The following is a 23,890-nucleotide window of genomic DNA, read 5'->3' on the forward strand; positions in this document are numbered from 1 at the left end:
AATAGATAAAATTGAAAGCTTACTCCAGTCGGGTCGGGCTTTGTTGAGCGAGAATGCTTCGGATGCCGGAACTTTTGCAGATGAAGCACTTGCTTTGTCTTATGAAACCCAATACAGAAAGGGTATTGCGGATAGTTTGATACTTAAAAGTGATATTTATTTTTCGTATAACTATTACGAGCAATCAGCGGCGGCGGCTTTTCAGTCGTTGGATATTTACCTCAAATTAGAAGATTTAGAAAATGCGGCTATTTGCTATCAAAAATTAGGTGATGCGTATCATAAAATAGGCGATGAAAACAGCTCACTTCAATATTATTTGGAGGCGTTGAAGCATTATAAAAAAACGGACAACGATTTACGCACAGCATTTATTTATAGTCGTATAGGCTATGTGTATCAAAGCGCTCGAGATTATTCATCAGCGATTGAATCGCTTCAACATGCGTTAAAAATTTATGGAAAATTAGCTGATGCAAAAAATCATGCAGACATGTTGTATGCCATCGGAAACGTTTACAATTGGTCGGATGATATTTTGAATGCTGCCTTGTATCTGCGCAAAAGTAAAGATGCTGCTCGTAAATGTGCCAGTGAAACTATTTTGATGAAGGCGTATTCCAGCTTAGCAATTCTGTACACCAAGACAGAAGATTACGGTTTATCATTGGAATATTTTCAGAAAACACACGAACTCGCCGATAAACTAAAAGACAAAGGCATTAAATCGAGTTCCTTAAAAAGCTTAGGAAATTTATACAATATTTTAGGTCAGTACAACGATGCGCTTAAAGTATTAAAAGAAGCATTGGCGATTGCTACAGAGCAAAAAATGAAAACAACGGTGTTGTTGTGTCATCAGTTTTTTACAGATACTTACGAACACAAAAGTGATTTTAAAAGTGCGTTGAAACACCATAAAATATATATGGAGTTAGAAAGAAAATTTTTTGGAGAAGAATTAAAAATCAAAACAAAAGGTTTGCAGGTAAAATTTGATTTGGAAGAAGCAAAAAATGAAAATGAAATTTATCGTTTGAAAAACATTGATTTAGTAGAAGCCAACGAAGAAATTAATCGTCAAAAAACAGAAATTCAAACCATTAATAAAGAGCTCACAGACAGCATTACTTACGCTCAGCGGATACAACACGCCATACTTCCTAACGAAAATCACATCTCTCATTATTTAAACGATTATTTTATTTTATACAAACCGAAAGCAGTTGTGAGCGGCGATTTTTATTGGTTTTCAGTAGTGGATCATCGAATTGTTTTTGCAGTTATTGATTGTACTGGGCACGGCGTTCCGGGCGCGTTTATGAGTATGATTGCAAACGATTTATTAAATCAAATTGTAAACGAAAAAAAAACAATTGATCCGGCTGCTGTTTTACAAGCATTGGACGAAAAAATACACACCCCTTTTACCCAAGAGAGTGCTGATTTGGAAATTCAAGATGGGATGGACATTGCTTTTTGCGTACTCGATTTGAAAAATAATTTTTTGGAATACGCCGGAGCAAATTGTCCTTTATGGATTATCAATGATGGTAAAATGACGAAACACGAACCGCATAGATGTTCAATTGGTGGAGATGCTCGCGGAAAAAAAAATTTTCAAACGAAAAAAATTAAAATTAAAAAAGAGGATGCGATTTATTTTTTTACAGACGGCTATACCGATCAATTTGGAGGGAAAAAAGGAAAGAAATTTAGCTCCAAACAATTGGAGCAATTGCTAATAGCCAGTTACAACGAACCAATGAACAAACAAAAAGAAACTTTGACGCAAACCATCGAAAGCTGGAAAGGAAATTTAGAACAAGTGGATGATATTTTACTCATCGGAATTAAAGTGTAAATTCACAAAAACATAAATGATATGAAAAAATATTTTTTACTCTCTCTTTTTTATTTTTCATCCCTCTGTTCTTTTGCGCAACAAAAACAAAATGATTCGCTTCAAAATGTATTAAAAACAACTATTTCAGATACCGAGAAAGTTAATTTGCTGTGTAAAATCTCGAAAGGATATTTGAATCTTGGCAAAAATGCAGAGTGCATTGATTTTGCAAACCAAGCTCTTAATTTAGCTCAAAAAAATAATTTTTTGAAAGGAGAAATACAAGCGTACGATGCTATTGGTTTGGCGTATGATGAAATAGGAAAATACACGGATGCATTAAAAAATTATGAAGAAGGGCTGAAGGTTGCGAATCAAACAAAAAATTTAAAAAAAGAATTTGTTTTTTATTCCAATATTGCCAATATTTATATGGAGCAAGGTAATTACGATGAAGGATTGAAAAGAAATAAATCGGCACTAAAAGTTGCAATAGATGCGAATGTAGAAATGTATGAAGCCGCTGGATATTCTAATATCGGAGGAGCATATTACGCGGAAGGGAATTATGAAGAAGCCGAAAAAAACTTTTTAGCTTCTTTGAAAATAGCTGAAAAATTGCAAAACAAACAGATGATCGCTCATAATTATTATGCGATTGCTTCCATTTACAATGTCCAAAAAAATTATGCTGCTGCATTAAAAAATACGCTTCAGGCATTGGAAATAGAGAAGCAAATAAACAATCCACAAGAAATAAGTCAAATGGAAGTAAATATTGGAGAGAATTACGTAGGACTCGGTAACTATTCTGAAGCTCTTCAAAGCTACCATGATGCGTTGGATTTAAACATAAAATTAGATTATAAAAAAGGAATGAGCGTATGTTACAAAAATATAGGATTGGTTTATGGAAGAGAAAAAAAATACACAGAAGCATTTTACAACTTAAAATTGGCGTCGGATATACAACAAGCAATAGGAGTAAATACAGACCAGGCAGATACTTACAGCGAAATGGCATTGTTATATTCGGCTTCTGGAAATTATTCTGAGGCAATTTCAACTGCTACAAAAGCATTGGATATTTTAAAAAAGTATCCAGATGCTAATGCAAAGGGAGTTGCTTATAGCGCCTTGGCGGATGTGTATGTAAAATTAAAAAACTACAAACAAGCATACGCTTATTTTAAATTGAGTTCGGATTTGCAAGATACTTTACTAAACCAAGCAAATACGAAGGAATTAACTCAAATGAATGCTTTTTATCAAAGTGATAAAAAAGACAAAGAGATTGAATTGCTCAATAAAGAAAAGACTTTAACGGTATTTGAAATTGAAAAACAAAAAGCCGAACGAAATGCGTTTGTAATCGGGTTTTTATTGATGATGGTGTTGGCATTTTTTATTTTTAGGAGCTACCGCGAAAAACAAAAAGCAAATGAAATAATTACCGCTCAAAAAACAGAAGTCGAACACCAAAAAATATTGGTAGACGAAAAAAACAAAGACATCACTGATAGTATATATTATGCGCGTAGAATTCAGCGTGCATTGCTCACTTCCGAAGGATATTTGAAAAAATATTTGTCGGATTATTTTATTTTATATAAACCCAAAGATATTGTAAGCGGTGATTTTTATTGGGCTATCAATACCGAAAATAATTTTTTTATAGCTACCGCTGATTGCACAGGACACGGTGTTCCGGGTGCATTTATGAGTATGCTCGGTATTAATTTTTTGAATGAAATTGTCATTGAGAAAAAAGTTCTTCAACCAGATAAAATCATGAATGATTTGCGACAAAATATTATTCATGCACTGAATCCAGAAGAAACACAAGAAGAAGCTAAAGACGGCATGGACATGGTTTTATGCGCGTTCGATTTTAAGAATAGAAAATTAAATTTAGCAGCTTCCAATAATCCCGTTTGGATTATCCGTAACGCCGAAAGTGAGTCACGTTTTTTAGAAGAAATAAAACCGGATAAATTTCCTGTTGGGAAACACGATAAAGATATAATTCCGTTTACGGCACATGAAATAAATTTACAAAAAGGCGATGTTGTTTATACGTTTACGGATGGCTACGCCGACCAATTTGGCGGTGTTTCCGGAAAGAAATTTAAATACAAAGCGTTGAAAGATTTATTACTTTCCAACAGCCACAAATCAATGGAAGAGCAACAAAAAGTAATGACGCAAACCATCGAAAGCTGGAAAGGAAATTTAGAACAAGTGGATGATATTTTACTCATCGGAATTAAAGTGTAAATTCACAAAAAAATACATGATATGAAAAAATATTTTTTACTCCCTCTTTTTTATTTGTCATCCCTTTGTTCTTTTGCGCAACAAAAACAAATAGACTCCCTCCAAAATGTATTAAAAACAACTCATATTGACACGTCGAAAGTTATTATTTTGAACAATATTGCTTCGCGTTATAGAGACATGAATAAAAATAAAGAAGCGCAAAATTATTTTACTCAAGCATTATTATTGGCTCAAAAAAATAATTTTTTGAGAGGAGAAATGCAAGCTTACTCGGGTATCGGAGGAGTTTATGAATTATTTGGGAAATACGATGAAGCACTTAGAAATTACAAACAAGGATTTGCCATCGCCCAGAAAACAGAAAACGTTCATAAAATGATTCTTTTTTATGTAAGTATCGGAAACGTTTATATGGAAAGTGGACATTATGACGACGGTTTGGCTTCTTATAAATCAGGTTTAGCTGCTTCATTAGATGTGAAAGATACGGCAGCTGCCATTAAATGCTATAGTAATTTAGGCGAAACGTATTATGAGCAAGGTAATTTTTTGAATGCAGAAAAAAACTTTTTGACAGAGCTCAAATTATCCGAAAGCACTAAAAATCAAGCAGGCATTGCGAGTGCGTATTATACTTTAGCTGCTGTTTATTATGCACAAGGCAATTTTCCAAAGGCACTCTCGAGTAATATAAGTGCATTGGAAATGGAAAAGCAATTGCACAACGAGACGATGGTAGAATATGTTTACATTAATATCGGTGTTGCGTATCACGCCGAAAATAAGGATGCAGAAAGCTTGGAAAGTTATCAAGCAGCAATAGCAATTGCTCAAAAATTGGGTGATAAAAGAGCAGAAGCAGAGTGCTATAAACACATTGGAGTGTTGTATGGCGGTGAAAAAAAGTACGCGGAATCTTTGACAAATTTCAAATTAGCTTTAGATATAACTCAGGAAATCGGAAATAAAGCTGGTGTTGGAGATGCTTATTCTGAAATGGCAAATGTGCTTTATTCTATGAATAAATTGCCGGAGGCGCGTGATACTTATTTGAAAGGCATGGTTTTCTCAAAAGAAGTGAATGATCCGATTACACTGAAAAATATTTATTTCGGGCTTGCTGAAGTTTACGAAAAACAAAAAAATTACGAGCAAGCTTATGTTAATTTTAAATTGTTTGCCGATTTGAAAGATACTTTGCTGAATCAATCGAATAGCAAGCAAATAACGCAAATGAATGCCTTGTACGAAAGCGATAAAAAAGACAAACAAATTCAATTACTAAATAAAGATGGTGAATTACAAACGGCGGATTTAAAACGCCAAAAAATAATTATTCGCGCTGTGGAAGTTGGATTACTTCTCATTCTTGCATTTGCGGTGCTTTTATATTCTCGCTTTCGCGTGATACGGAATCAAAAAAATATTATTGAATTGCAGAAAACATTGGTGGAAGAAAAAAATAAAGATATAACTGATAGCATCCAATATGCCCATCGAATACAACAAGCACTTTTGGTCTCTAAAAACTATTTAGACAAACACCTATCCGATTATTTTGTTTTATATAAACCAAAAGATATTGTAAGCGGCGATTTTTATTGGGCTTCTCATACGGAAACTAATTTTTTAATAGCTGCCGGAGATTGTACTGGACATGGTGTTCCTGGGGCATTTATGAGTATGCTCGGTATTAATTTTTTGAATGAAATCGTCATCGAAAAAAAAATTGTACAACCGGATAAAATAATGAACGAATTGCGGCAAAACATTATTCATGCTTTAAATCCAGAAGATACCACAGAAACATCACAAGATGGCATGGATATGGTTTTGTGCTCCTTTAATTTTAAAGAAAACAAATTGCAGTTTGCTGCTTCCAATACGCCATTGTGGATTATCCGAAACAGTACAGATAAAATGCAGGTACAACTGGAAGAACATAAACCCGATAAATTTCCGATTGGGAAACACGATAAAGACAAAATCCCATTTACCGCTCACGAAATACAGCTTCAAAAAGGCGATATTGTCTATACTTTTTCTGACGGTTATGCCGATCAATTTGGTGGAGCATCTGGAAAAAAATTCAAATACAAACAATTCCAACAATTGCTTCTTGCCAATTGCCAGAAACCAATGAGCGAACAAAAAGAAGTATTAAATCAAACCATCGAGACCTGGAGAGGAAATTTAGAACAAGTGGACGATGTGTTGGTGATAGGAATAAAAATATAAAAGATGCGTATTTCGTTTCTCGAAAAATATTTTTTGTTTTTAATTGTTTTTTTGCTGCCTTTTTTTTCGAGTGCGCTGCCACAAAATTTTTATTCCATTTTAATTAAAAGTGATAAAAAAGAGGGAGACATTAGCTTTGGAAATGGAATTATAAAATTTAAAACACCCTCAGTCAAAACAAACTCTTTATGGATACTTGATAAAGATTGGAAATACGCTTCGGGTGATGATACTACTTGGGCGCGAACAAATTTTGACGATTCGAAATGGGATACAACAGTAAGCACCGAAATTGATTTATCTAAATTAAAACAAAACATTTTTACTGGCGCTTGTTGGTTTAGATTGCACGTTTTGGTGGATTCTTCATTGAGAAATAAATCAATGACCTTGTTTTTTATTCCTACACATGGCGCAGCAGATGTTTACGTAGACGGAAAATTAATTTTCAGTATTGGGAAATTTAGCACGCATTCGGAAGAAGAAGAAACTGCGTCTATGTTGCCGCACAGCATTGTTTTTAATTCTAATCCCTACCATACCATTGCCATTCGATACTCCAATTACGCTCAACTAAATTATTTTTTAACGAAGTCCGCTTCGAAACAAACACTTGGTTTCGAAGCCAATTTAGTAGAAGATGATTTCGGCTCCACAATTCGAGATTATTTGAGTTATGGCTCATCAATTATAATGGCAATTGTTGCTTTTTATTGTGCCATGACCATTGTTCATTTACTTTTGTTTGTTTTTTACAGAGAACAAAAATCGAATTTGTATTACTTCCTTTTTACACTTTCTGTCAGCGCTTATTTGTATTACGCACACAATCTTTTAATTGGAGCTAAAACCTATCTTTTATGGGAATACCTACTGCATTACATGGATTTTGGAATCGGATTTTTTATGATCGGGTTTCTGTATTCCGTGTTTTATAAACGCATGCCAAAGATGTTTTGGATACTTTTTTTCGTAAACATCGCTTTTATTTTGGCAAAAATAATAACACCAGAAACAAGTAAAACGCTTTCTTTTATTTTGAGTGTATTGTGTATTTTATTATTTGTTGTTGAATTTGTTGAATCACTTCGTGTCAGTATTTCTGCCTTGCTTAAAAAAAGAGAAGGTGCATGGATAATGGCAATGGGCGTTTTATTCATTCCCATTTCTCTCGTTTTGATGATTGTTATCAGCGTACTTCAATCTGCTTTTAAATGGACAGACATGTCGCTTTTCCCGGTTTTTGCACTCGCTTACTCCTTCGTCTGTATTCCTATTTCGATGAGTATTTATTTGGCTCGAAATTTTTCGCTCATCAATAAAAATTTGAAATATAAATTAATAGAAGTAGAACAACTTTCTGCGCAAACATTACAACAAGAACAAGAAAAGAAAAAAATTCTGGAAGGGCAAAAAGACCAATTGGAAAAGCAAGTAACAGAGCGTACGGCAGAATTAATTATACAGAAAAAGGAAATCGAAGAAAAAAATAAAAATATTACGGACAGCATTCAATATGCAAAAAGAATACAAGAAGCGATGTTGCCGGAAGTTTCTTTTATTCAAAAATATTTGCCGCAATCATTTGTCTTATTTCAGCCGAGAGATATTGTGAGTGGCGATTTTTATTGGTTCTGTGATTTACCGGATAGTAGTGTTTTGATTGCTGTCGCAGATTGTACTGGACACGGCGTTCCGGGTGCATTTATGAGCATGATTGGGCACACGTTGTTGGATGAAATCGTGAAGGAAAAAAAGATTACAAAACCTTCTTTTATTCTGGATGAACTGCACAATGCGGTTCGGGTGAGTTTAAAACAAAATTACGGCGATTCACGCGATGGCATGGACATCGCTTTATGTAAAATAAATACGCAGGATAAAAAATTAGAATACGCTGGAGCGATGCGTCCTTTGTGGATTTACAATCAGCAAGGCGAATTGACCGAAACAAAAGCGAATAAACAAGCTATTGGAGGAATGGATATTTCGCAAAAAATGTTTATAAATCATAGTATTGATTTGAATTTGGGCGATACTATTTATCTTTCAACGGATGGTTATGCGGATCAATTTGGTGGAAAAGAAGGAAAGAAAATGATGGTGAAAAATTTCAAACATTTACTTTCTGAAATTACTTTCTTGAAAAAAGAAGAGCAGCAAAAAAAATTACTTGAATCGTTTAAAAATTGGAAAGGCACAAACGATCAAGTGGACGATGTTTTAGTAATTGGAATCAAAATTTAAGTCGTCAAAAAAAAATATTTTTCAAAGACAAAAAAATGCACACTTATTTAAGCGTTTTATTGGAATGGGCAAACAGCGACCCAAGATGGACACTTTTAGAAGCTTCTGGTTCTTTACTCTTTGGTATTCTTACATTCCCGCCCTTTATGAAAAGACATGGAGATAATTTTGGGAACAACGATCTCAAAGCATTTTTTGCTTTAAGTATAAGTTTCACCACTACATTTAATGGTATTCTGTTTTTATTTTTTTATTTCAGAATTTTTATTTTTGGAATGTACATGGCTTTTGCAGGGTCTTCAATTTACGCTGCCGTTTTATATTTATATTATTTTAAATGGACGGACAAAGGCGATAAGTTTGCAGCAGAGCAAAAAAAGAAACAACAAGAAATGGAGCAAAAAAGAAGAGAAGAAGACGAAGCAAGAAAGAAAAAATACGGTGAATAGTAAAATAATTTGCGCCCACAATTTAATTGAGAATTAAAAACGGCATAGGATTGCGAATAAAATTTTAGTAAAATGAAAGCGTGATGAGATTGGGAAGTTCCGAACGGATGTTCGGAAATCGCCCAACGAATAGCTTTCAGGAAGCTAAAATGAAATGAGGAATCCAAGCCTTGAGTTTTTGGTTCTTTTTTTTCAAGAAAAAAGAACGGAAGAAAAATAGTTTCCTATAAAAATATAGTAATTTTAGACACTTTAATTTAGCTGAAATATGAAAAAAATATTAGTAGCGAATCGTGGTGAAATTGCGTTAAGAGTGATGCGTTCGTGCAAGGAAATGGGCATTAAAACGGTAGCTGTTTTTTCGGAAGCAGACCGCAACGCGCCTTTTGTGAGATATGCGGATGAAGCCGTTTGTATTGGTCCGCCAGCTTCTTCTCAATCGTATTTGAACGGCGATAAAATCATCGAAGTTTGTAAAAAATTAAATGTGGATGGTATTCATCCGGGTTACGGGTTTTTGTCTGAAAATGCTGCTTTTGCTAAAAAAGTAAGTGAGGCAAAAATTATTTTTATCGGTCCATCGCCTGAAGCTATGAAAATAATGAGCGACAAACTTTCAGCGAAAGCTGCCGCCAAAAAATATAATATTCCGATGGTTCCAGGTTCTGTTGGAGCGATTGAAACGCTGGAAGAAGGAAAAAAAATAGCCAAAGAAACAGGATTCCCAGTTTTGATAAAAGCGAGTGCTGGCGGTGGCGGTAAAGGAATGCGCATTGTAGAAAGAGCCGAAGATTTTGAAGAACAAATGAAGTTAGCCGTGAGCGAAGCTAAATCAGCTTTTGGTGATGGTTCTGTTTTTATTGAACGATACGTTGCAGGTCCGAGACACATTGAGATTCAAGTTTTGGGAGATAATCACGGAAATATTTTACATTTATTTGAGCGCGAGTGTTCCGTACAACGCCGTCATCAAAAGGTAATTGAAGAAGCACCATCTTCGGTTTTGACTCCTGAAATTCGTGAAAAAATGGGAGAATGTGCCGTGAACGTGGCAAAATCGTGTAATTATACAGGCGCTGGAACGGTGGAGTTTTTGTTGGATGAAAATAAAAACTTTTATTTCCTAGAAATGAACACGCGCTTACAAGTGGAACATCCGGTAACGGAAAGCATTACGGGAATTGATTTGGTGAAAGAACAAATAAAAATTGCGCGTGGCGAAAAATTAAGTTTCACTCAAAAAGATTTAAAGATAAATGGACATGCGGTGGAAGTGCGTGTTTATGCCGAAGATCCGTGTAATAATTTTTTACCCGACATCGGAAAATTAATTTTTTATAAAGCGCCACAAGGAATAGGAGTGAGGGTGGACGATGGTTTTGAGGAAGGAATGGACATTCCGATTTATTACGATCCGATGATTGCGAAATTAATTACGTTTGGAAAAGATCGTACAGAAGCCATTCAACGAATGATTCGGGCTATTGAAGATTATAAAATAAGTGGCGTTCAAACAACACTCGACTTCTGTAAATTTGTGATGCAACACGAAGCATTTGTGTCCGGAAATTTTGATACACATTTTGTGAAAAATCATTTTAAACCGGAAATGTTAAATCGTTTTGATGAAGCAGAAGCGGAGATTGCCGCTATTTTTGCTGCTAAATGGATGGAATCGAAAAAGAATGAAACTCAAGAAACAACTTCGGTTTCTGAAAAAAAGATTTCGAAATGGAAAAAAAATAGAATCGCATAATTCTTGAAAAATAAATACGTTTTAAAAAACTTTTTTTTGCAGGCTTCGTTTAAGATATTGAATTTAAAAGGGAAACAGGTAAAAATAAACGCCATGAAACGTCCATTTACATTCTCACTCTTCGTTTTATTTCTTCTCTTTTCGCAATGTTCTTTTGCCCAAAAAGATTCTTCTCACACTAAATTTTCGCTTAAAAGCACCAAGACAACTTTTGTTGGATTTCCAGTACAAGCCACTGTTTACAATGGAGATACGATTGCTTACGTAGAATTAAATGCTTTTACGGTATATGCGAATCGTGCTTTTACTGATCCCGCGCAGGCAGCTTTGTATTGGCGATTGGAACGCGACGTGAAAATCGTGTATCCATATGCTGTATTGGCTTCCGTGAAATTAAAAAGTTTTGATGTTCAATTGGCTGCGATGCCTTCTGAAATGGAACGTAAAATTTTCATGAAAAAAGCAGAAATCGAATTGAAAGACGAATTTGGAGATCAATTAAAAGATTTGACGATTAACCAAGGACGTATTTTAATTAAGCTCATCGACCGTCAAACGGGTCATACATCTTACGCTTTGGTGGAAGATTTAAGAGGTAATTTTTCCGCATTTATGTGGCAATCTTTGGCGCGGTTATTCGGTTCCAACTTAAAAAGTGCTTATAATCCGCAACAAGGGGAAGATAAAATGATTGAACAAATTATTGGTTTAATTGAAAGCGGTAACTTATAAATAATGCCTTCAAAAAATTAATTTTTCGAGGTACTCGGATTTCGGAGTCCAGAAATTTTTTCCAAATCTACTTTTATAGAACCCACCACAATAGGCGCTTCCACGTGTAAAGGCAAACGATTTTTATCGTCTGTTACCCAAACCGTCATAAATTCTCCACCTTTAAAAATAGTTCCGCTGATGAGCAAAACATTTATTTTAATACAATTGTACGTTCCAAAATTTTTAGAAGTATATTTTTCTTTTCCAAGATAACGCACATAAATATGATAAACAGTGCTGTCTAAAACCATCGCTACAGAAATGGTATCGTTTATTTTACAATGCGAAAAATCTAAATCTCGTGTGCGATAAACAGCCGTTAAGGGATCAAAAACACAATCGGTATTTTTTATTTTTTTAGAATAAAATGCTTTTCGATTATCACTTTCGGTAGAATAAATAGTGTTGTCTTGGTTATTAAAAACAATGTCGTTAAAAACGGCTTTTCCGCCTTCATTTGAATTACGAATAAAGCGGAACGGTTGTAATTTTACAGTATCTATAAATGCCGAAAAGGTATCGCGGACTGCGTAAAAATGATCGTATTTTGGATAGGTGGAACCGTCGGCTTGTAAATAATAGCAAGCTGTTCCGTAATAATTTTTAATACTTGTTTTAAAAATTACTTTTCCCGCATTCATCCACACAAAATGCCAATTGTAATGAATGCTGTATTCGAGTTTTTCGCCGGCGTTAAACGCGAAATTTTTTAAATCACAAGTGTTTTGCGAAAATAGTTTCGAAACAAAAAAGAGAAGAAATAAGAGTCCGAAAAATATGCTTTTTTTCATCCGTTCAAAAAATAATTTTCGAGAAAAAATTTATTTCATGTTGATAAACTGTACCGGAATTTCAATGTCTCCACCTCGTACCAATTGAATAACAGCTTGCAAATCATCAATCTTTTTCGCGCTTACGCGTACTTGATCTTCCATGATTTGGCTTTGTACTTTTAGCTTAGAATCTTTGATGAGTTTATTGATTTTTCGTGCTGCATCTTTGTCAATTCCTTCTTTTATTTTGACTTCTTTTTTCACCATATTTCCAGAAGAATATTGTTCTTTTCCTTCGTCCAAGCAGGAAGGATCTAATTTTTGTTTAATCATCCGCGAACGAATCACATCAATAATCGCTTCAATTCGCATTTCGTTTTCAGTAACGATAAAAATGGTAAGCGCTTTTTTATCCAACTCGATGGAGCTTTTAGATTCGCGAAAATCGAAGCGTGTTAAAATTTCTTTTTTAGCTACGTTAATAGCATTATCAAGCGTTTGATGGTCTACTTTACTGACAATATCAAATGAAGGCATAGGATTATTTTTTCTTAAAAGTACAAATTTTTGATATAAAACGAGGTGAAATTAATGAACAACTTGTGTTTGAAAACATTCTCTGTTTTATATTTTAGGAACATTCCTTTTTTTTATCTTTGAAAAATGAGGAGGAATATAGTCTTTGAAAAAATAATTTTTCAACTGCTTATTTTCAGTGCATTTGCAGCATTGTTTTTTTTAACTTCTTGCGGAAGCCAAAAAAAAGTAACGAAAAAAAATTCAAAAGAAAATAATAAAGAGACAAATTCGTCCAGTTTCGATCAAAAAATCCAAAATAAATATGCGACACAATTAGGCGTTTCTCAAAAAAATATTTCCAATATAAGCTTGTATACTTTTATTGATAAATGGTACGGAGTTCCCTATAAATATGGCGGAAAAACGATGAATGGAATTGATTGTTCTGATTTTGTTTCGATTCTATTCAACAATGTGTATGAGAAAAATATCAGCGGTTCGGCAGCTGGAATGTACAATCAGTGTAAAAAAATAAGTATGGAGAATCTCCGCGAAGGCGATTTAATTTTTTTTAAAATAGGTTCTTCCGAAATTTCGCATATTGGTATTTACCTGCAAAATAATAAATTTGTACACGCTACGGTACATCGTGGAATTATGATTGATGATTTGAATGAGGCTTATTATAAAAAATATTTTTTCGCTTGTGGGCGATTTAACTAAAAGAAAACGATGAAAACTCTTGTCATTCTTGCTATTGTGTTCACATACAGCACATGTCATTCTGCTAAAAAAACAAATTTAAAAGGAAATGTCGGCGAATTTGGGAATGACAGCACCTTGATTTGGATGAGTAAGACGCCCTGTTTTGGCACTTGTCCGGTTTATACAATTGATATTCACGCCAACGGAAAAGTTTTTTTTGATGGCACTCAGAACGTTTCGAAAATTGGAAAATTTCAAAAACAATTGACAAAACAATTAGTGGACAGTTTGACAAATATTTTTGAAAACGCACCTTTTTGGGATTTTAAAGATAATTATTCTGCCATGATGACGGATATCCCGACAACGTACATTCGCTTTGTACACAATGGAAAGGATAAAAAAATACGCGATTATTACAATGCACCGCAATCTTTACGCATCTTGGAAAAAATGATTCAGCAAATTGCAAATTCAGATGATTGGACAAAAATAGAAGCAAAAAAATAATTTTTCAATATGCAAAAAATACTTATTACTGGAGCCAACGGTTTACTCGGGCAAAAATTGGTTTATATGCTGCTGAAAAATAAAAATATTCAGCTCATTGCTACGTCAAAAGACGAAAATAGAATTCTTGAAAAAAGCGGATATACTTACGAATCCTTAAACATTTGCAATAAAAGCGAAGTTGAAAAAATATTTTTCAAACACCTTCCAGACGTAGTTATAAATACCGCTGCCATGACGAATGTGGACGCTTGTGAAACACAAAAGGAAGAATGTTTTTTGCTGAATGTAACAGCTGTCCAAAACATGATTGACACCATTCAACAATCAAAAAATAAATTGCGCGATAGCCATTTCATTCACCTTTCCACAGATTTTATTTTTGACGGAGAAGCTGGTCCTTACAAGGAAACAGACATTCCAAATCCCTTGAGTTATTACGCTTGGTCGAAAAATGAATCCGAAAAATTACTTCAAAAAAGTGAAATAAAATGGGCGATTTTACGCACCATTATTATTTACGGAATTGTAGATAACATGAGCCGAAGCAACATTGTTTTGTGGGCAAAAGACGCCTTATCAAAAGGTCAAAAAATAAATGTGGTGGACGATCAATTTCGTGCACCTACGCTTGCCGAAGATTTGGCGCAAGCTTGTATAAACTGTGCTAACAAAGGAGCAACAGGCGTTTATCATGTTTCTGGAAAAGATATTATGAGCATTTTAGAATTGGTGTATGCTGTTGCGGATTTTTATAAATTGGATAAAACGTTCGTTCATCCGATTAAATCAAATACACTTAATCAAGCTGCGAAACGACCGCCACGAACGGGTTTTATTTTAGATAAAGCAATTCGAGAATTGGATTATCGCCCACATTCGTTTTTAGAAGGATTGGCAATTTTAGAAAGTCAGTTGAAAAAATAATTTTTCGCGTTCTGATAATTGCGCATCGTCCTTATTTAATTGAAAACAAATTAGACTTTCACATTACGATTGAAAACGCAAACGAACAAGTTGAGAAATTTATTGAAAATCGTATAAATCTTTCGATTTCATACGAAAATTACGATGTAAGTAAATTTTCATTTTTACATCAAACACAATTGTTACTCGATTTTTGAAATAAGAAAATGCTTAAAATTGGTTTTGAAAAATTATTTTTTGAAGCGGAAAATTTGTCTTTGAAATTTTTTATCAATTCTATCGTATTCAATCCGCCAGTTTAATAATAAAAAACACTACATTTACGATGTATGTCGGATGTAGTTATTTCAGTAGAAAACCTCGGAAAACAGTATCGTTTAGGGAATGTTGGAACGGGCACTTTATCGAGCGATTTAAAACGCTGGTGGCATTTGGCACGCGGAAAAGAAGATCCATTTTTGAAAGTAGGAGAAGAAAATAATCGTGAAAAACGCGGTAATAGCGATTATGTTTGGGCTTTAAAAGATATTGATTTTGAAGTGAAAAAAGGGGAAGTACTGGGAATTATCGGAAAAAATGGCGCTGGTAAATCAACGCTTTTAAAAATATTATCGCGTACCACTACGCCCACCACAGGCAATTTTAAAGTAAAAGGTAGAATAGCGAGTTTATTGGAAGTAGGGACAGGGTTTCATCCCGAATTAACAGGTCGGGAAAATATTTTTTTGAACGGCGCTATTCTCGGGATGACGAAAATTGAAATTAAAAAGAAATTTGATGAGATTGTAGATTTTAGCGGCGTTGAAAGATATATTGATACACCTGTAAAGCGTTACAGCAGCGGAATGTATGTCCGTTTGGCTTTTGCTGTAGCCGCACATTTAGAAAGCGAAATTTTAATTTTGGATGAAGTATTGGCGGTTGGAGATGCAGAGTTTCAGAAGAAATGTTTGGGTAAAATGAAGGATGTGAGCGGCACCGAAGGCAGAACCGTTTTGTTTGTAAGTCATAACGAAAATGCCGTACGAAATTTATGTAAAAATGCACTGCTTTTAGAACAAGGAAAAATAATTTTAGAAGGCTCCGTCAATTCTGTTTTTAAACAATACGAACAGATTCAGTGGAAAAAAGAAAATGAGAACGGGCAAATTATTTGGAACGAAAGCAATGCGCCAGGAAGCAAAGAAATGAAATTGAAATCGATTTTTATTTTAAATGAAAACGATGAAATCAGAGCCAAAATTGATGTTTCTGAATCTATCAAAGTAAAAATTAATTACGAGATACTAGAAGAAATTCCGGAATTAAGAATTACGCTAAAATTTGTTGATAACAAGGGGAATATCTTTTTAAAGTCCATAAAATCTGTTTCTTACTTTAATAAAAATGCATTTGGAAATTATGAGAGCACTTGTATCATTCCAAAAAATATTTTTGAAAAAGGAAAATACAAATTGTTACTTTATTTTGGAATTCCTTTCTATAAAACATTGATAGAGAATGAATCCTTTTTGTCTGTTGAAATAAATACTTCAGAAAATAATTTTGGATTGCTAAAAAAAAGTCAAGAAGAAATTAGCTCATTAGTAAAATGGGAAACATTAAAAAGAGTATGATTAGCGACAAACAATTTGTTTTTATTATTGGAGCGCCTCGAAGCGGATCGACATGGTTGCATCACTTGTTAGCAGCGCATTCCAAAGTGGCTGCAAGTAACGAGGAATTGACCATTTTTAATAGTTATATCATTCCTTGGATTAGAAATTTTGAAAAGGAAGAAATTGCCTCACGTGAAGGAAATTCAAAACAAGGTTTACCGCATTTATGGAGCCGCGAAAAATTGGATGAACAAATAAATAATTTTTTAGAAAACATTTATAGTACGTTTGCCATTACCTCTCAACATGAAATAATTCTGGATAAACAGCCCAATTATTCGTTTTATGTTGATGTGATTCACTATTATTTTCCCGAAGCAAAATTTATTCACATTATCAGAGATGGCAGGGATGCAGCGTATTCATGGAATAGAGTTTGGTACAAAGCAGGATTTGGAAATCCTTCCTTTTACGGAGCTTGCACAGATTGGTTGAAATATAAAAATGCGGCACATAAGGCAAAAGAATTATATCCTGAAAACTATTTAGAAGTTCGCTACGAAAATTTATTGAAAAATACATCTGAAGAATTGATGCGCATTTTAGATTTCTGTGGTGTAAAAGCCTTTCCAGAGGAAATTAAAAATATTGTAGATGCCAATACAGACGAAAAAAAACTCGTTCATTTTCCCGATGAAAAAATTTCGTATCAAGATAGAATGACAAAAAAAGATTTGTGGAAAATCAAACTTTCAAAAGAAGAACAATATCTCGCTAAAAAAATTATGGGCGATGAATTGATAAAAGAAAAGTATGAAAGAGACCGCCAATGGGGAGCTCCAAGGATTACGACTTTTTTATTTTTTATAAAATGGAAAATAAAAAGTGTTTCTATGCGAATAGAAAACGCAGGAAAAGTATTGTTTTTTAATCAAAAGTCATGAAAATTCTTCATGTAAATACGTTTAGTAAAGGTGGTGCTGCCAAAGCTTGCATTCGTTTGCATCAAAGTTTGGTACAAAAAAATATAGCTTCAAAAATTATATTTTTGAAAAAAAATTCAGAAGAAGTTATTGAAGAAAGTATTGAATTTATAGATAATTATTTACCTCAAAAAAATATTTTTCAAAGAGCAATTAGAAAATGTTTTAGATTAACAATTTCGAATAATATTAAACAACAAATTAAAAAAAAGGTTTCGAATGGCGAAATCGAATGGTTCTCTTTTCCTGATTCAGACTACGATTTAACAACGCATCCTTATTATCAAGAAGCAGATATTATTCATTTGCATTGGGTGGCCGATTTTATAGATTTTTCGTTTTTCAAAAAAAATAAAAAGCCAATTGTTTGGACCTTACACGATATGAATTCTTTTACGGGAGGCTGTCATTATTCGGATAATTGTACCTTATTTAAGAGTGATTGTAACGTTTGTCATCAGTTAGGAGGTTTGGATAAAAAAACGTATTCAGAAATTTCATTTAATTTGAAATCAAAGGCGTTGAAAGGAGTAAAAAACATTCAAATTGTTTCACCTTCTACTTGGTTGATGAATTTTTCTCTATCGAGTAAATTGTTTGGAAATATGCCTCATTATTGTATTCCATACGGAATAGACTGTCAAATTTTTAAAATTAAGGATAAAATAAAAGCACGCGAAAAATTAAATTTTCCGATCGATAAAAAAATTATTCTATTTGTTGCCGATTCGATAAAAAATAAACGAAAAGGATTTTTATATTTGGAAAAAGCAGTTGAAAAATTATTTTTTGAAACCGATTTTTTACTTGTAATTGTTGGAGGAAATTCTTCTGAAAAGGCAACACTAAAAAACAGGATAAGTTTAGGTAAGGTAAATGACGAACAGTTGATGGCTGCTATATACGTTGCTGCTGATGTGTTGGTCATTCCTTCCACAGAAGATAATTTGCCGAATACAGCTTTGGAATCTTTGATGTGTGGAACGCCGATTATCGCATTTCCTATTGGAGGAATGGTAGATATAATTGAACACAAAGTAAACGGACTGCTTGCGAAAAATATAAGTGTAGAGGCACTTGAGGAAAGTTTGTGTGATTTTTTTGATGAAATAAATAAATGGAACAGCGAAGAAATCAGAGCAAACGCAATCAAAAAATACAGCTCGGAGATTCAAGCAAATGCCTATATTGAGCTTTATAAAAAAATTATAAATTAATTTTAGATGACTACGAATTTTCCGAAAATAAGTATTGTAACTCCTTCTTTTAATCAAGGAGAATTTTTGGAAGAAACTATTTTGTCCGTGCTGGAACAAAATTATCCCAATCTAGAATACATTGTTATGGATGGCGGAAGTACGGATAATTCTGTTGAAATCATAAAAAAATACGCCTCAAAAATTAATTTTTGGAAGAGTGAAAAGGACGGCGGTTTGTACGATGCGCTGAACAAAGGTTTCGCGAAATGTTCGGGCGAAATTATGGCTTGGATTAATTCAGACGACGTGTATCACCAAAAAAGTTTTTTTACAGTTGCCGAAATTTTTTCTTCTTTCTCAGATGTAAAATGGATTCAAGGGATGCCTACGAGTATTGATGAAAGCGGAAGAATTATTTCGGTTGGCAATTTTAGAAAATGGTCGAAATACAATTATTTTTTAAAAGAATATCAATGGATTCAGCAAGAATCCTGTTTTTGGAGAAAAGAGTTGTGGAATAAATCGGGTGCAAAAATGAATTCTTTCTTACAATTAGCTGGCGATTTAGATTTATGGTTGCGTTTTTTTGATCACGCAGAATTATATTCTGTGAATACTGTTTTGGGATGTTTTCGGTTAAAAAGTAAAAACCAATTAAGCTTAGAAAGAGCTGCTGAATACGAAAAAGAAGCGAACACGATTTTAAATGAACGAATTAAAAAAACAAATTCAGAGGAAAAAATGCAGCTCGAAAAATTATTTTTTTATCGTGATATTTATTCGAAAATTCCATTTTTAAAAACAAAAATGTACACTCATTATTTGAATAACTTCCAATATCCATCAACGATTTCCTTCGATCGAATTTCGCAATCTTTTAAAATGGATTTAAAAAAATAATTTTCTGAGGCGATGAATTTCGATAAAAATATTTTTCCGAAAATAAGTATTGTAACGCCTTCTTTTAATCAAGGAGAATTTTTGGAAGAAACAATTTTATCCGTTCTGGAACAAAATTATCCGAATCTCGAATACATTATTATTGATGGCGGAAGTACCGATAATTCTGTTGAAATCATCAAAAAATATGAAAAAAAATTAGCGTATTGGGTTAGTGAAAAAGATCGCGGACAAAGCCACGCCATCAATAAAGGCTTGCAAAAATGCACAGGAGAAATCTTCAATTGGCTCAACAGCGACGATTGTTATTTATCCAATACATTGCGAAAAGTAGCGGAAGGATTTGCAAATAAAAACACATTTCTACTTTGTGGAAAAAGTAATTTATTCAAGATTAATAGTGAAAATTTAATTGCGGAAGGAACTTTTTTTGATCCGAATGATTTTGCTAAAACACTTGCTGTTTTACATATTGAGCAACCAAGTACATTTTTTAGAATGAGTGCTGTGAAAAAAATGGGCGAATTGTCGGAACGCTTGCATTTTGTGATGGACAAAGAATGGTGGCTGACGTATTTATTAAATTTCGGAACAGGAAATAGTGTAAAAACAAACACCGTTTTTGTCAATTTTAGATACCATAAAAAATCAAAAACCGTTTTGCATTCAGATCAATTTTACAATGAACACGCGAGTATTTTGCATTCCATAGCTTTACAAAAAAACAAAAATGAATATGCTAAATTGTTGGAAATAAAATACAATATCCTTAAAAATTATAAATTTGACGCGGAAGGACTGACAGATGAATTATTTGATCGAATGATACGCTATTTTTTGTTGAAGCGCGGTTATTTAATTTTTGAAAAAAAAGATTTTGAACATGCGCAGAAAATGATGAAAATTATTGCATTTGAAGATTTGAATTTAGATGAACAAGAAAAGAGACAGTTCAAAAAAATGAAAAAACAAATTCGATTCACAAGTTGGCTTTTATTTAGAATAAACCGAAAAATAAATTTTATTTTCAAAAATAGCAATTTGTGAAAGAGCCATCTATTACAGTTTATATGCCTGTTTATAATACTGCCAATTATTTGGTAGAGTCTATTAATTCCATACTGTGTCAAAGTTTTAAAGATTTTGAATTTATAATTATAGATGATGGAAGTACCGATAATTCTTTGGAAATTATACGTTCATTTTCAGATTCAAGAATTCAGATTCTAAAAAATGATACGAATTTAGGTGTTCGAAAAGCTTCAAATATTTGCATTCGCAATGCGAAAGGGAAATACATTGTGCGTATGGATAGCGATGATATTTCTGTTCCCGATAGATTGCAAAAACAATGGAGTTTTATGGAGATGCATCCTGAAATTGGTATTAGTGGCGGACAAATGAGCTTATTTGGGTATGAAAATGGGATGTGGAAAAATTATTTGGAACACGATGAAATAAAAGCTTCTTTATTATGGGGAGTTGGAATTTTTCAGCCTACTTTTATTTACCGTGCAGCTATTTTTCAGCAAAATTATTTTTACGAAGAGGATGGTCCGATTTTAGGCGAAGATTGGGAATTTTTATACAAAATAAAAAATAATGTTCGTTTTGCGAATGTCTCTGAAATTTTAATCTATTACAGAAGACAACATCAAAATGCAACCTATAAATTTCGTCATTTATCAAAACATTTAAATGCTGAAATGCATCGAAAAATTTTAGCGGATTACGCTATTTTTGCAAGCGACGATGAATTGATTTTGCACGGAAATATAGATTGTGAAAAAATATATTCGGAAGCACGAAATCTGCAAGATTATTATTTATGGATGAATAATTTGAGCCAGAACAATACTGTTATTTCGCACTATTCAGCTACTGCACTGAAAAAAATAATTCAGAAACGATGGTATCTATTATTTTATTATTTGCCGGATTTAGGTTATAAACAAGTATTCAATTATTGGAAGATTTCTAAAAAAATTCATCGAACACATTTCATTTATTATTCCAAATGGATTTTTAATAAACTTGTTGGTAGGAAACAAAAAAAAGTGTGATATGAAACGCGATGAACTTGTTTTGATTGATAAACGCGGCGCGACAACAGTCATGTATGGGCAACGTTACTCGATTCATATAGCAATAATAATAAGTTAAATTTTATGAATATTATTTAGCTTTACATCTTATTGGACTTGTGTCGTATATATTCATTGTAAAGAAATAATATAATAAAATGGAAAAAAAATATGTACAATATGGTTGTGGGCTCTCAGCTCCAAATGAGTGGACAAATTTTGATGTTTCACCTACCTTGAGGGTTCAGAAAACACCAATTATTGGAAGCTTACTTAAAAGTCAATTAAATACTAAGTTTCCAAAAAATGTACGCTACGGCGACATAATAAAAGGGTTGCCAATTCTTGACAACTCTTGTGATGGTTTATATTGCTCTCATACATTAGAGCATTTGGCACTTGATGATTTTAGAATAGCCTTAGTAAATTCGTATAGAATTTTAAAAAAGGGAATGATTTTTCGTTGTGTGGTTCCCGATTTAGAACTTGCAGCACGAAAATATTTAAGAGAATTGGAAAAAGGTAATAATTCGGCAAGTTTAGGCTTTGTTGGAAACGACACTATGTTAGGATTAAAAATTAGACCAAGAGGATTTAAAGGGTTTATCAATTCTTTTTTTGGAAACTCCCATCACCTATGGATGTGGGATTATAAATCCTTAGCGAAAGAATTGTCGGATGTGGGTTTTACAAATATTAGAAGAGCCAATTATAATGATTCCGAAGACGAAATGTTTAAATACGTTGAAGACGCTGGAAGATTTTCAAGTGCTCTTGCAATTGAGTGTAAAAAGTGAAAACACTACTTACAAATGCTAATAAATATAGAGAAGATGACAGTTCGTTTGAAAAAAATTCTTTCCAAAAGCTTAATACAAAGATTATAGCAAGAATATGAAAAAAAACTTGTACTTGTTTACAATGGAATACCCTTATGGAAAAGGAGGAACATTTGTGCACAATGAAGTTGCTTTTTTAGCGGCAGCTTTTCATAAAGTTTATATAATTCCGGAACAGATTCCTGAGTCCAGTGAAGTTAGCTTATTACCGAATAATGTGGAAATACTTCATCTAAATATTACAGAAAGTCGTACTCGAAGAAATTGGATTATTTTTTCAAATATGCCGCTTTTGTTTGAACTGATATTTCAGGAAATATTTTTTTCGCGTCAAAAAAAAGGTATTTGGGAAAATAGAAAAAAAATATTTTTCATGCTGATTTCTTTACTCTACAAAAAGAAAGCATTGAAAACGATTTTACAGAAAGAAGATTCGTCCGTTTTTTATTCCTATTGGTTTTCGAATTATGCTACTTTACTTGGAATTTTAAAACGAAATGGGATTATTCCAAGTTTCATTTCGCGCGCTCACGGATTTGATTTGTATGAAGATAATGGTAAATACAATTACATTCCGTTTCGCTATTTTCAGCTAAAGCAGGTAAAAAAAATATATTGTGTTTCTGAAAAAGGAGCGAATTATTTGAAGGGAATTTATCCTCAATTTAAAGAGAAAATATTTTGCAATCACTTAGGTGTTTCGGATTATGGATCAAATCCTTTCTCGAAAGAATGTACGCTTACAATTGTTACTTGCTCAAATATAATTCCTGTTAAAAGAGTGCATTTAATGGTTGAAATTTTATCGCTTGTTAAAAAGGACGTAAAATGGATTCATTTCGGTGAAGGTTATTTGAAGCAAGAAATGATGGAAAAAGTAAAAGCTTTGCCAATAAATATTGTGGCGGAGTTTCGTGGATACGTGTCAATTGAAAGATTAATGGAATTTTATAAAAGCAATCCTGTTTCATTGTTTATAAATACCAGTATTTCGGAAGGTCTCCCTGTTTCTATTCAAGAAGCCATAAGTTTTGGAATTCCCATAATGGCAACGGATGCGGGCGGAACGAGCGAAATTGTGAACGATAAAACAGGCATATTACTTCCACTTTATTTTGACGTTAAAGAAGCGGCAAAACAAATAGACGATTTTTCTTCGAGTTTCAGAAATACAGAAGAATTTCGTTGGGGTGTTAAAGCCTTTTGGAACCAATATTACAATGCACAAAATAATTATCCTAAATTTGTTCAGCAATTATTGAT

The 23,890-nt window shown here is 33.2% G+C and carries 20 protein-coding genes; 18 read left to right on the forward strand and 2 right to left on the reverse strand.

Annotated elements, in window-relative coordinates; translation table 11 throughout:
• From ABIZ51_06635 to ABIZ51_06665, 7 genes are all read left to right on the forward strand, one after another.
• Positions 1 to 1,864, forward strand: a 1,864-nt coding sequence (locus ABIZ51_06635) for a tetratricopeptide repeat protein (GenBank protein ID MEO7088452.1), incomplete at its 5' end; no start/stop codon positions are given.
• A gap of 21 nt (positions 1,865 to 1,885) precedes the next feature.
• Complete coding sequence (locus ABIZ51_06640) at positions 1,886 to 4,123, forward strand: tetratricopeptide repeat protein (protein MEO7088453.1); 2,238 nt, start codon at positions 1,886 to 1,888, stop codon at positions 4,121 to 4,123.
• Positions 4,124 to 4,144: 21 nt separating this feature from the next.
• On the forward strand, positions 4,145 to 6,364 hold the full coding sequence (locus ABIZ51_06645; GenBank protein MEO7088454.1) for a tetratricopeptide repeat protein: 2,220 nt from the start codon (positions 4,145 to 4,147) through the stop codon (positions 6,362 to 6,364).
• Between the two features lie 3 nt (positions 6,365 to 6,367).
• Positions 6,368 to 8,611 (forward strand): SpoIIE family protein phosphatase, encoded by a 2,244-nt coding sequence (locus ABIZ51_06650; protein MEO7088455.1) that lies wholly within the window; start codon positions 6,368 to 6,370, stop codon positions 8,609 to 8,611.
• A gap of 35 nt (positions 8,612 to 8,646) precedes the next feature.
• A complete protein-coding gene (locus tag ABIZ51_06655) occupies positions 8,647 to 9,060 on the forward strand; it encodes a hypothetical protein (protein MEO7088456.1) in 414 nt (137 codons plus the stop codon).
• Between the two features lie 268 nt (positions 9,061 to 9,328).
• Complete coding sequence (gene accC, locus ABIZ51_06660) at positions 9,329 to 10,816, forward strand: acetyl-CoA carboxylase biotin carboxylase subunit (GenBank protein ID MEO7088457.1); 1,488 nt, start codon at positions 9,329 to 9,331, stop codon at positions 10,814 to 10,816.
• 93 nt (positions 10,817 to 10,909) lie between these two features.
• Positions 10,910 to 11,548 carry a DUF4294 domain-containing protein gene (locus ABIZ51_06665; GenBank protein MEO7088458.1) on the forward strand — a complete coding sequence of 213 codons (639 nt, stop codon included), beginning with the start codon at positions 10,910 to 10,912 and terminating at the stop codon, positions 11,546 to 11,548.
• A gap of 17 nt (positions 11,549 to 11,565) precedes the next feature.
• Here ABIZ51_06665 and ABIZ51_06670 read toward each other — a convergent pair whose 3' ends face one another.
• Together ABIZ51_06670 and ABIZ51_06675 are read right to left on the reverse strand one after the other, a co-directional pair.
• Positions 11,566 to 12,381: a DUF3108 domain-containing protein gene (locus ABIZ51_06670; protein MEO7088459.1), complete on the reverse strand. Its 816-nt coding sequence runs from the start codon at positions 12,379 to 12,381 to the stop codon at positions 11,566 to 11,568.
• Positions 12,382 to 12,411: 30 nt separating this feature from the next.
• Entirely contained in the window at positions 12,412 to 12,900 is a 489-nt protein-coding gene (locus ABIZ51_06675) for a YajQ family cyclic di-GMP-binding protein (protein ID MEO7088460.1), read from the reverse strand.
• A gap of 126 nt (positions 12,901 to 13,026) precedes the next feature.
• Here ABIZ51_06675 and ABIZ51_06680 point away from each other — a divergent pair, with 126 nt between their 5' ends.
• From ABIZ51_06680 to ABIZ51_06730, 11 genes are all read left to right on the forward strand, one after another.
• On the forward strand, positions 13,027 to 13,605 hold the full coding sequence (locus tag ABIZ51_06680) for a C40 family peptidase (protein MEO7088461.1): 579 nt from the start codon (positions 13,027 to 13,029) through the stop codon (positions 13,603 to 13,605).
• 9 nt (positions 13,606 to 13,614) lie between these two features.
• Positions 13,615 to 14,097 carry a DUF6438 domain-containing protein gene (locus ABIZ51_06685; GenBank protein ID MEO7088462.1) on the forward strand — a complete coding sequence of 161 codons (483 nt, stop codon included), beginning with the start codon at positions 13,615 to 13,617 and terminating at the stop codon, positions 14,095 to 14,097.
• A gap of 9 nt (positions 14,098 to 14,106) precedes the next feature.
• The gene (locus ABIZ51_06690) at positions 14,107 to 15,024 is read left to right on the forward strand and encodes an SDR family oxidoreductase (GenBank protein MEO7088463.1); all 918 of its coding nucleotides are present in this window, start codon (positions 14,107 to 14,109) and stop codon (positions 15,022 to 15,024) included.
• A gap of 329 nt (positions 15,025 to 15,353) precedes the next feature.
• A complete protein-coding gene (locus tag ABIZ51_06695) occupies positions 15,354 to 16,640 on the forward strand; it encodes a polysaccharide ABC transporter ATP-binding protein (GenBank protein ID MEO7088464.1) in 1,287 nt (428 codons plus the stop codon).
• Positions 16,616 to 17,566: a sulfotransferase gene (locus ABIZ51_06700; GenBank protein ID MEO7088465.1), complete on the forward strand. Its 951-nt coding sequence runs from the start codon at positions 16,616 to 16,618 to the stop codon at positions 17,564 to 17,566. Before ABIZ51_06695 ends, ABIZ51_06700 begins: the two co-directional genes overlap by 25 nt.
• Positions 17,563 to 18,822, forward strand: a complete 1,260-nt coding sequence (locus ABIZ51_06705; protein ID MEO7088466.1) for a glycosyltransferase — start codon at positions 17,563 to 17,565, stop codon at positions 18,820 to 18,822. Before ABIZ51_06700 ends, ABIZ51_06705 begins: the two co-directional genes overlap by 4 nt.
• A 6-nt stretch (positions 18,823 to 18,828) precedes the next feature.
• On the forward strand, positions 18,829 to 19,704 hold the full coding sequence (locus ABIZ51_06710) for a glycosyltransferase family 2 protein (GenBank protein ID MEO7088467.1): 876 nt from the start codon (positions 18,829 to 18,831) through the stop codon (positions 19,702 to 19,704).
• Positions 19,705 to 19,716: 12 nt separating this feature from the next.
• Positions 19,717 to 20,751: a glycosyltransferase family 2 protein gene (locus ABIZ51_06715; protein ID MEO7088468.1), complete on the forward strand. Its 1,035-nt coding sequence runs from the start codon at positions 19,717 to 19,719 to the stop codon at positions 20,749 to 20,751.
• Positions 20,748 to 21,767 (forward strand): glycosyltransferase family A protein, encoded by a 1,020-nt coding sequence (locus ABIZ51_06720; GenBank protein ID MEO7088469.1) that lies wholly within the window; start codon positions 20,748 to 20,750, stop codon positions 21,765 to 21,767. The genes ABIZ51_06715 and ABIZ51_06720 overlap by 4 nt, the downstream gene beginning before the upstream one ends.
• 179 nt (positions 21,768 to 21,946) lie before the next feature.
• Entirely contained in the window at positions 21,947 to 22,585 is a 639-nt protein-coding gene (locus ABIZ51_06725; GenBank protein MEO7088470.1) for a methyltransferase domain-containing protein, read from the forward strand.
• Between the two features lie 124 nt (positions 22,586 to 22,709).
• A partial coding sequence (locus ABIZ51_06730; protein ID MEO7088471.1) for a glycosyltransferase occupies positions 22,710 to 23,890 on the forward strand: 1,181 nt, incomplete at its 3' end.

It is taken from the genome of Bacteroidia bacterium (genome assembly GCA_039924845.1).
In the GTDB taxonomy this organism is placed as follows: Bacteria; Bacteroidota; Bacteroidia; order DATLTG01; family DATLTG01; genus DATLTG01.

Excerpts from the sequence above, each read along its gene's own strand:
- ABIZ51_06685 (MEO7088462.1), top strand. The coding sequence starts at position 13,615 with ATGAAAACTCTTGTCATTCTTGCTATTGTGTTCACATACAGCACATGT.
- ABIZ51_06705 (MEO7088466.1), top strand. The coding sequence starts at position 17,563 with ATGAAAATTCTTCATGTAAATACGTTTAGTAAAGGTGGTGCTGCCAAA.
- ABIZ51_06725 (MEO7088470.1), top strand. The coding sequence starts at position 21,947 with ATGGAAAAAAAATATGTACAATATGGTTGTGGGCTCTCAGCTCCAAAT.
- ABIZ51_06645 (MEO7088454.1), top strand. The coding sequence starts at position 4,145 with ATGAAAAAATATTTTTTACTCCCTCTTTTTTATTTGTCATCCCTTTGT.
- ABIZ51_06710 (MEO7088467.1), top strand. The coding sequence starts at position 18,829 with ATGACTACGAATTTTCCGAAAATAAGTATTGTAACTCCTTCTTTTAAT.
- ABIZ51_06655 (MEO7088456.1), top strand. The coding sequence starts at position 8,647 with ATGCACACTTATTTAAGCGTTTTATTGGAATGGGCAAACAGCGACCCA.
- ABIZ51_06715 (MEO7088468.1), top strand. The coding sequence starts at position 19,717 with ATGAATTTCGATAAAAATATTTTTCCGAAAATAAGTATTGTAACGCCT.
- ABIZ51_06640 (MEO7088453.1), top strand. The coding sequence starts at position 1,886 with ATGAAAAAATATTTTTTACTCTCTCTTTTTTATTTTTCATCCCTCTGT.
- ABIZ51_06675 (MEO7088460.1), bottom strand. The coding sequence starts at position 12,900 with ATGCCTTCATTTGATATTGTCAGTAAAGTAGACCATCAAACGCTTGAT.
- ABIZ51_06680 (MEO7088461.1), top strand. The coding sequence starts at position 13,027 with ATGAGGAGGAATATAGTCTTTGAAAAAATAATTTTTCAACTGCTTATT.
- ABIZ51_06650 (MEO7088455.1), top strand. The coding sequence starts at position 6,368 with ATGCGTATTTCGTTTCTCGAAAAATATTTTTTGTTTTTAATTGTTTTT.
- ABIZ51_06700 (MEO7088465.1), top strand. The coding sequence starts at position 16,616 with ATGGGAAACATTAAAAAGAGTATGATTAGCGACAAACAATTTGTTTTT.
- accC (MEO7088457.1), top strand. The coding sequence starts at position 9,329 with ATGAAAAAAATATTAGTAGCGAATCGTGGTGAAATTGCGTTAAGAGTG.
- ABIZ51_06670 (MEO7088459.1), bottom strand. The coding sequence starts at position 12,381 with ATGAAAAAAAGCATATTTTTCGGACTCTTATTTCTTCTCTTTTTTGTT.
- ABIZ51_06695 (MEO7088464.1), top strand. The coding sequence starts at position 15,354 with ATGTCGGATGTAGTTATTTCAGTAGAAAACCTCGGAAAACAGTATCGT.
- ABIZ51_06665 (MEO7088458.1), top strand. The coding sequence starts at position 10,910 with ATGAAACGTCCATTTACATTCTCACTCTTCGTTTTATTTCTTCTCTTT.
- ABIZ51_06690 (MEO7088463.1), top strand. The coding sequence starts at position 14,107 with ATGCAAAAAATACTTATTACTGGAGCCAACGGTTTACTCGGGCAAAAA.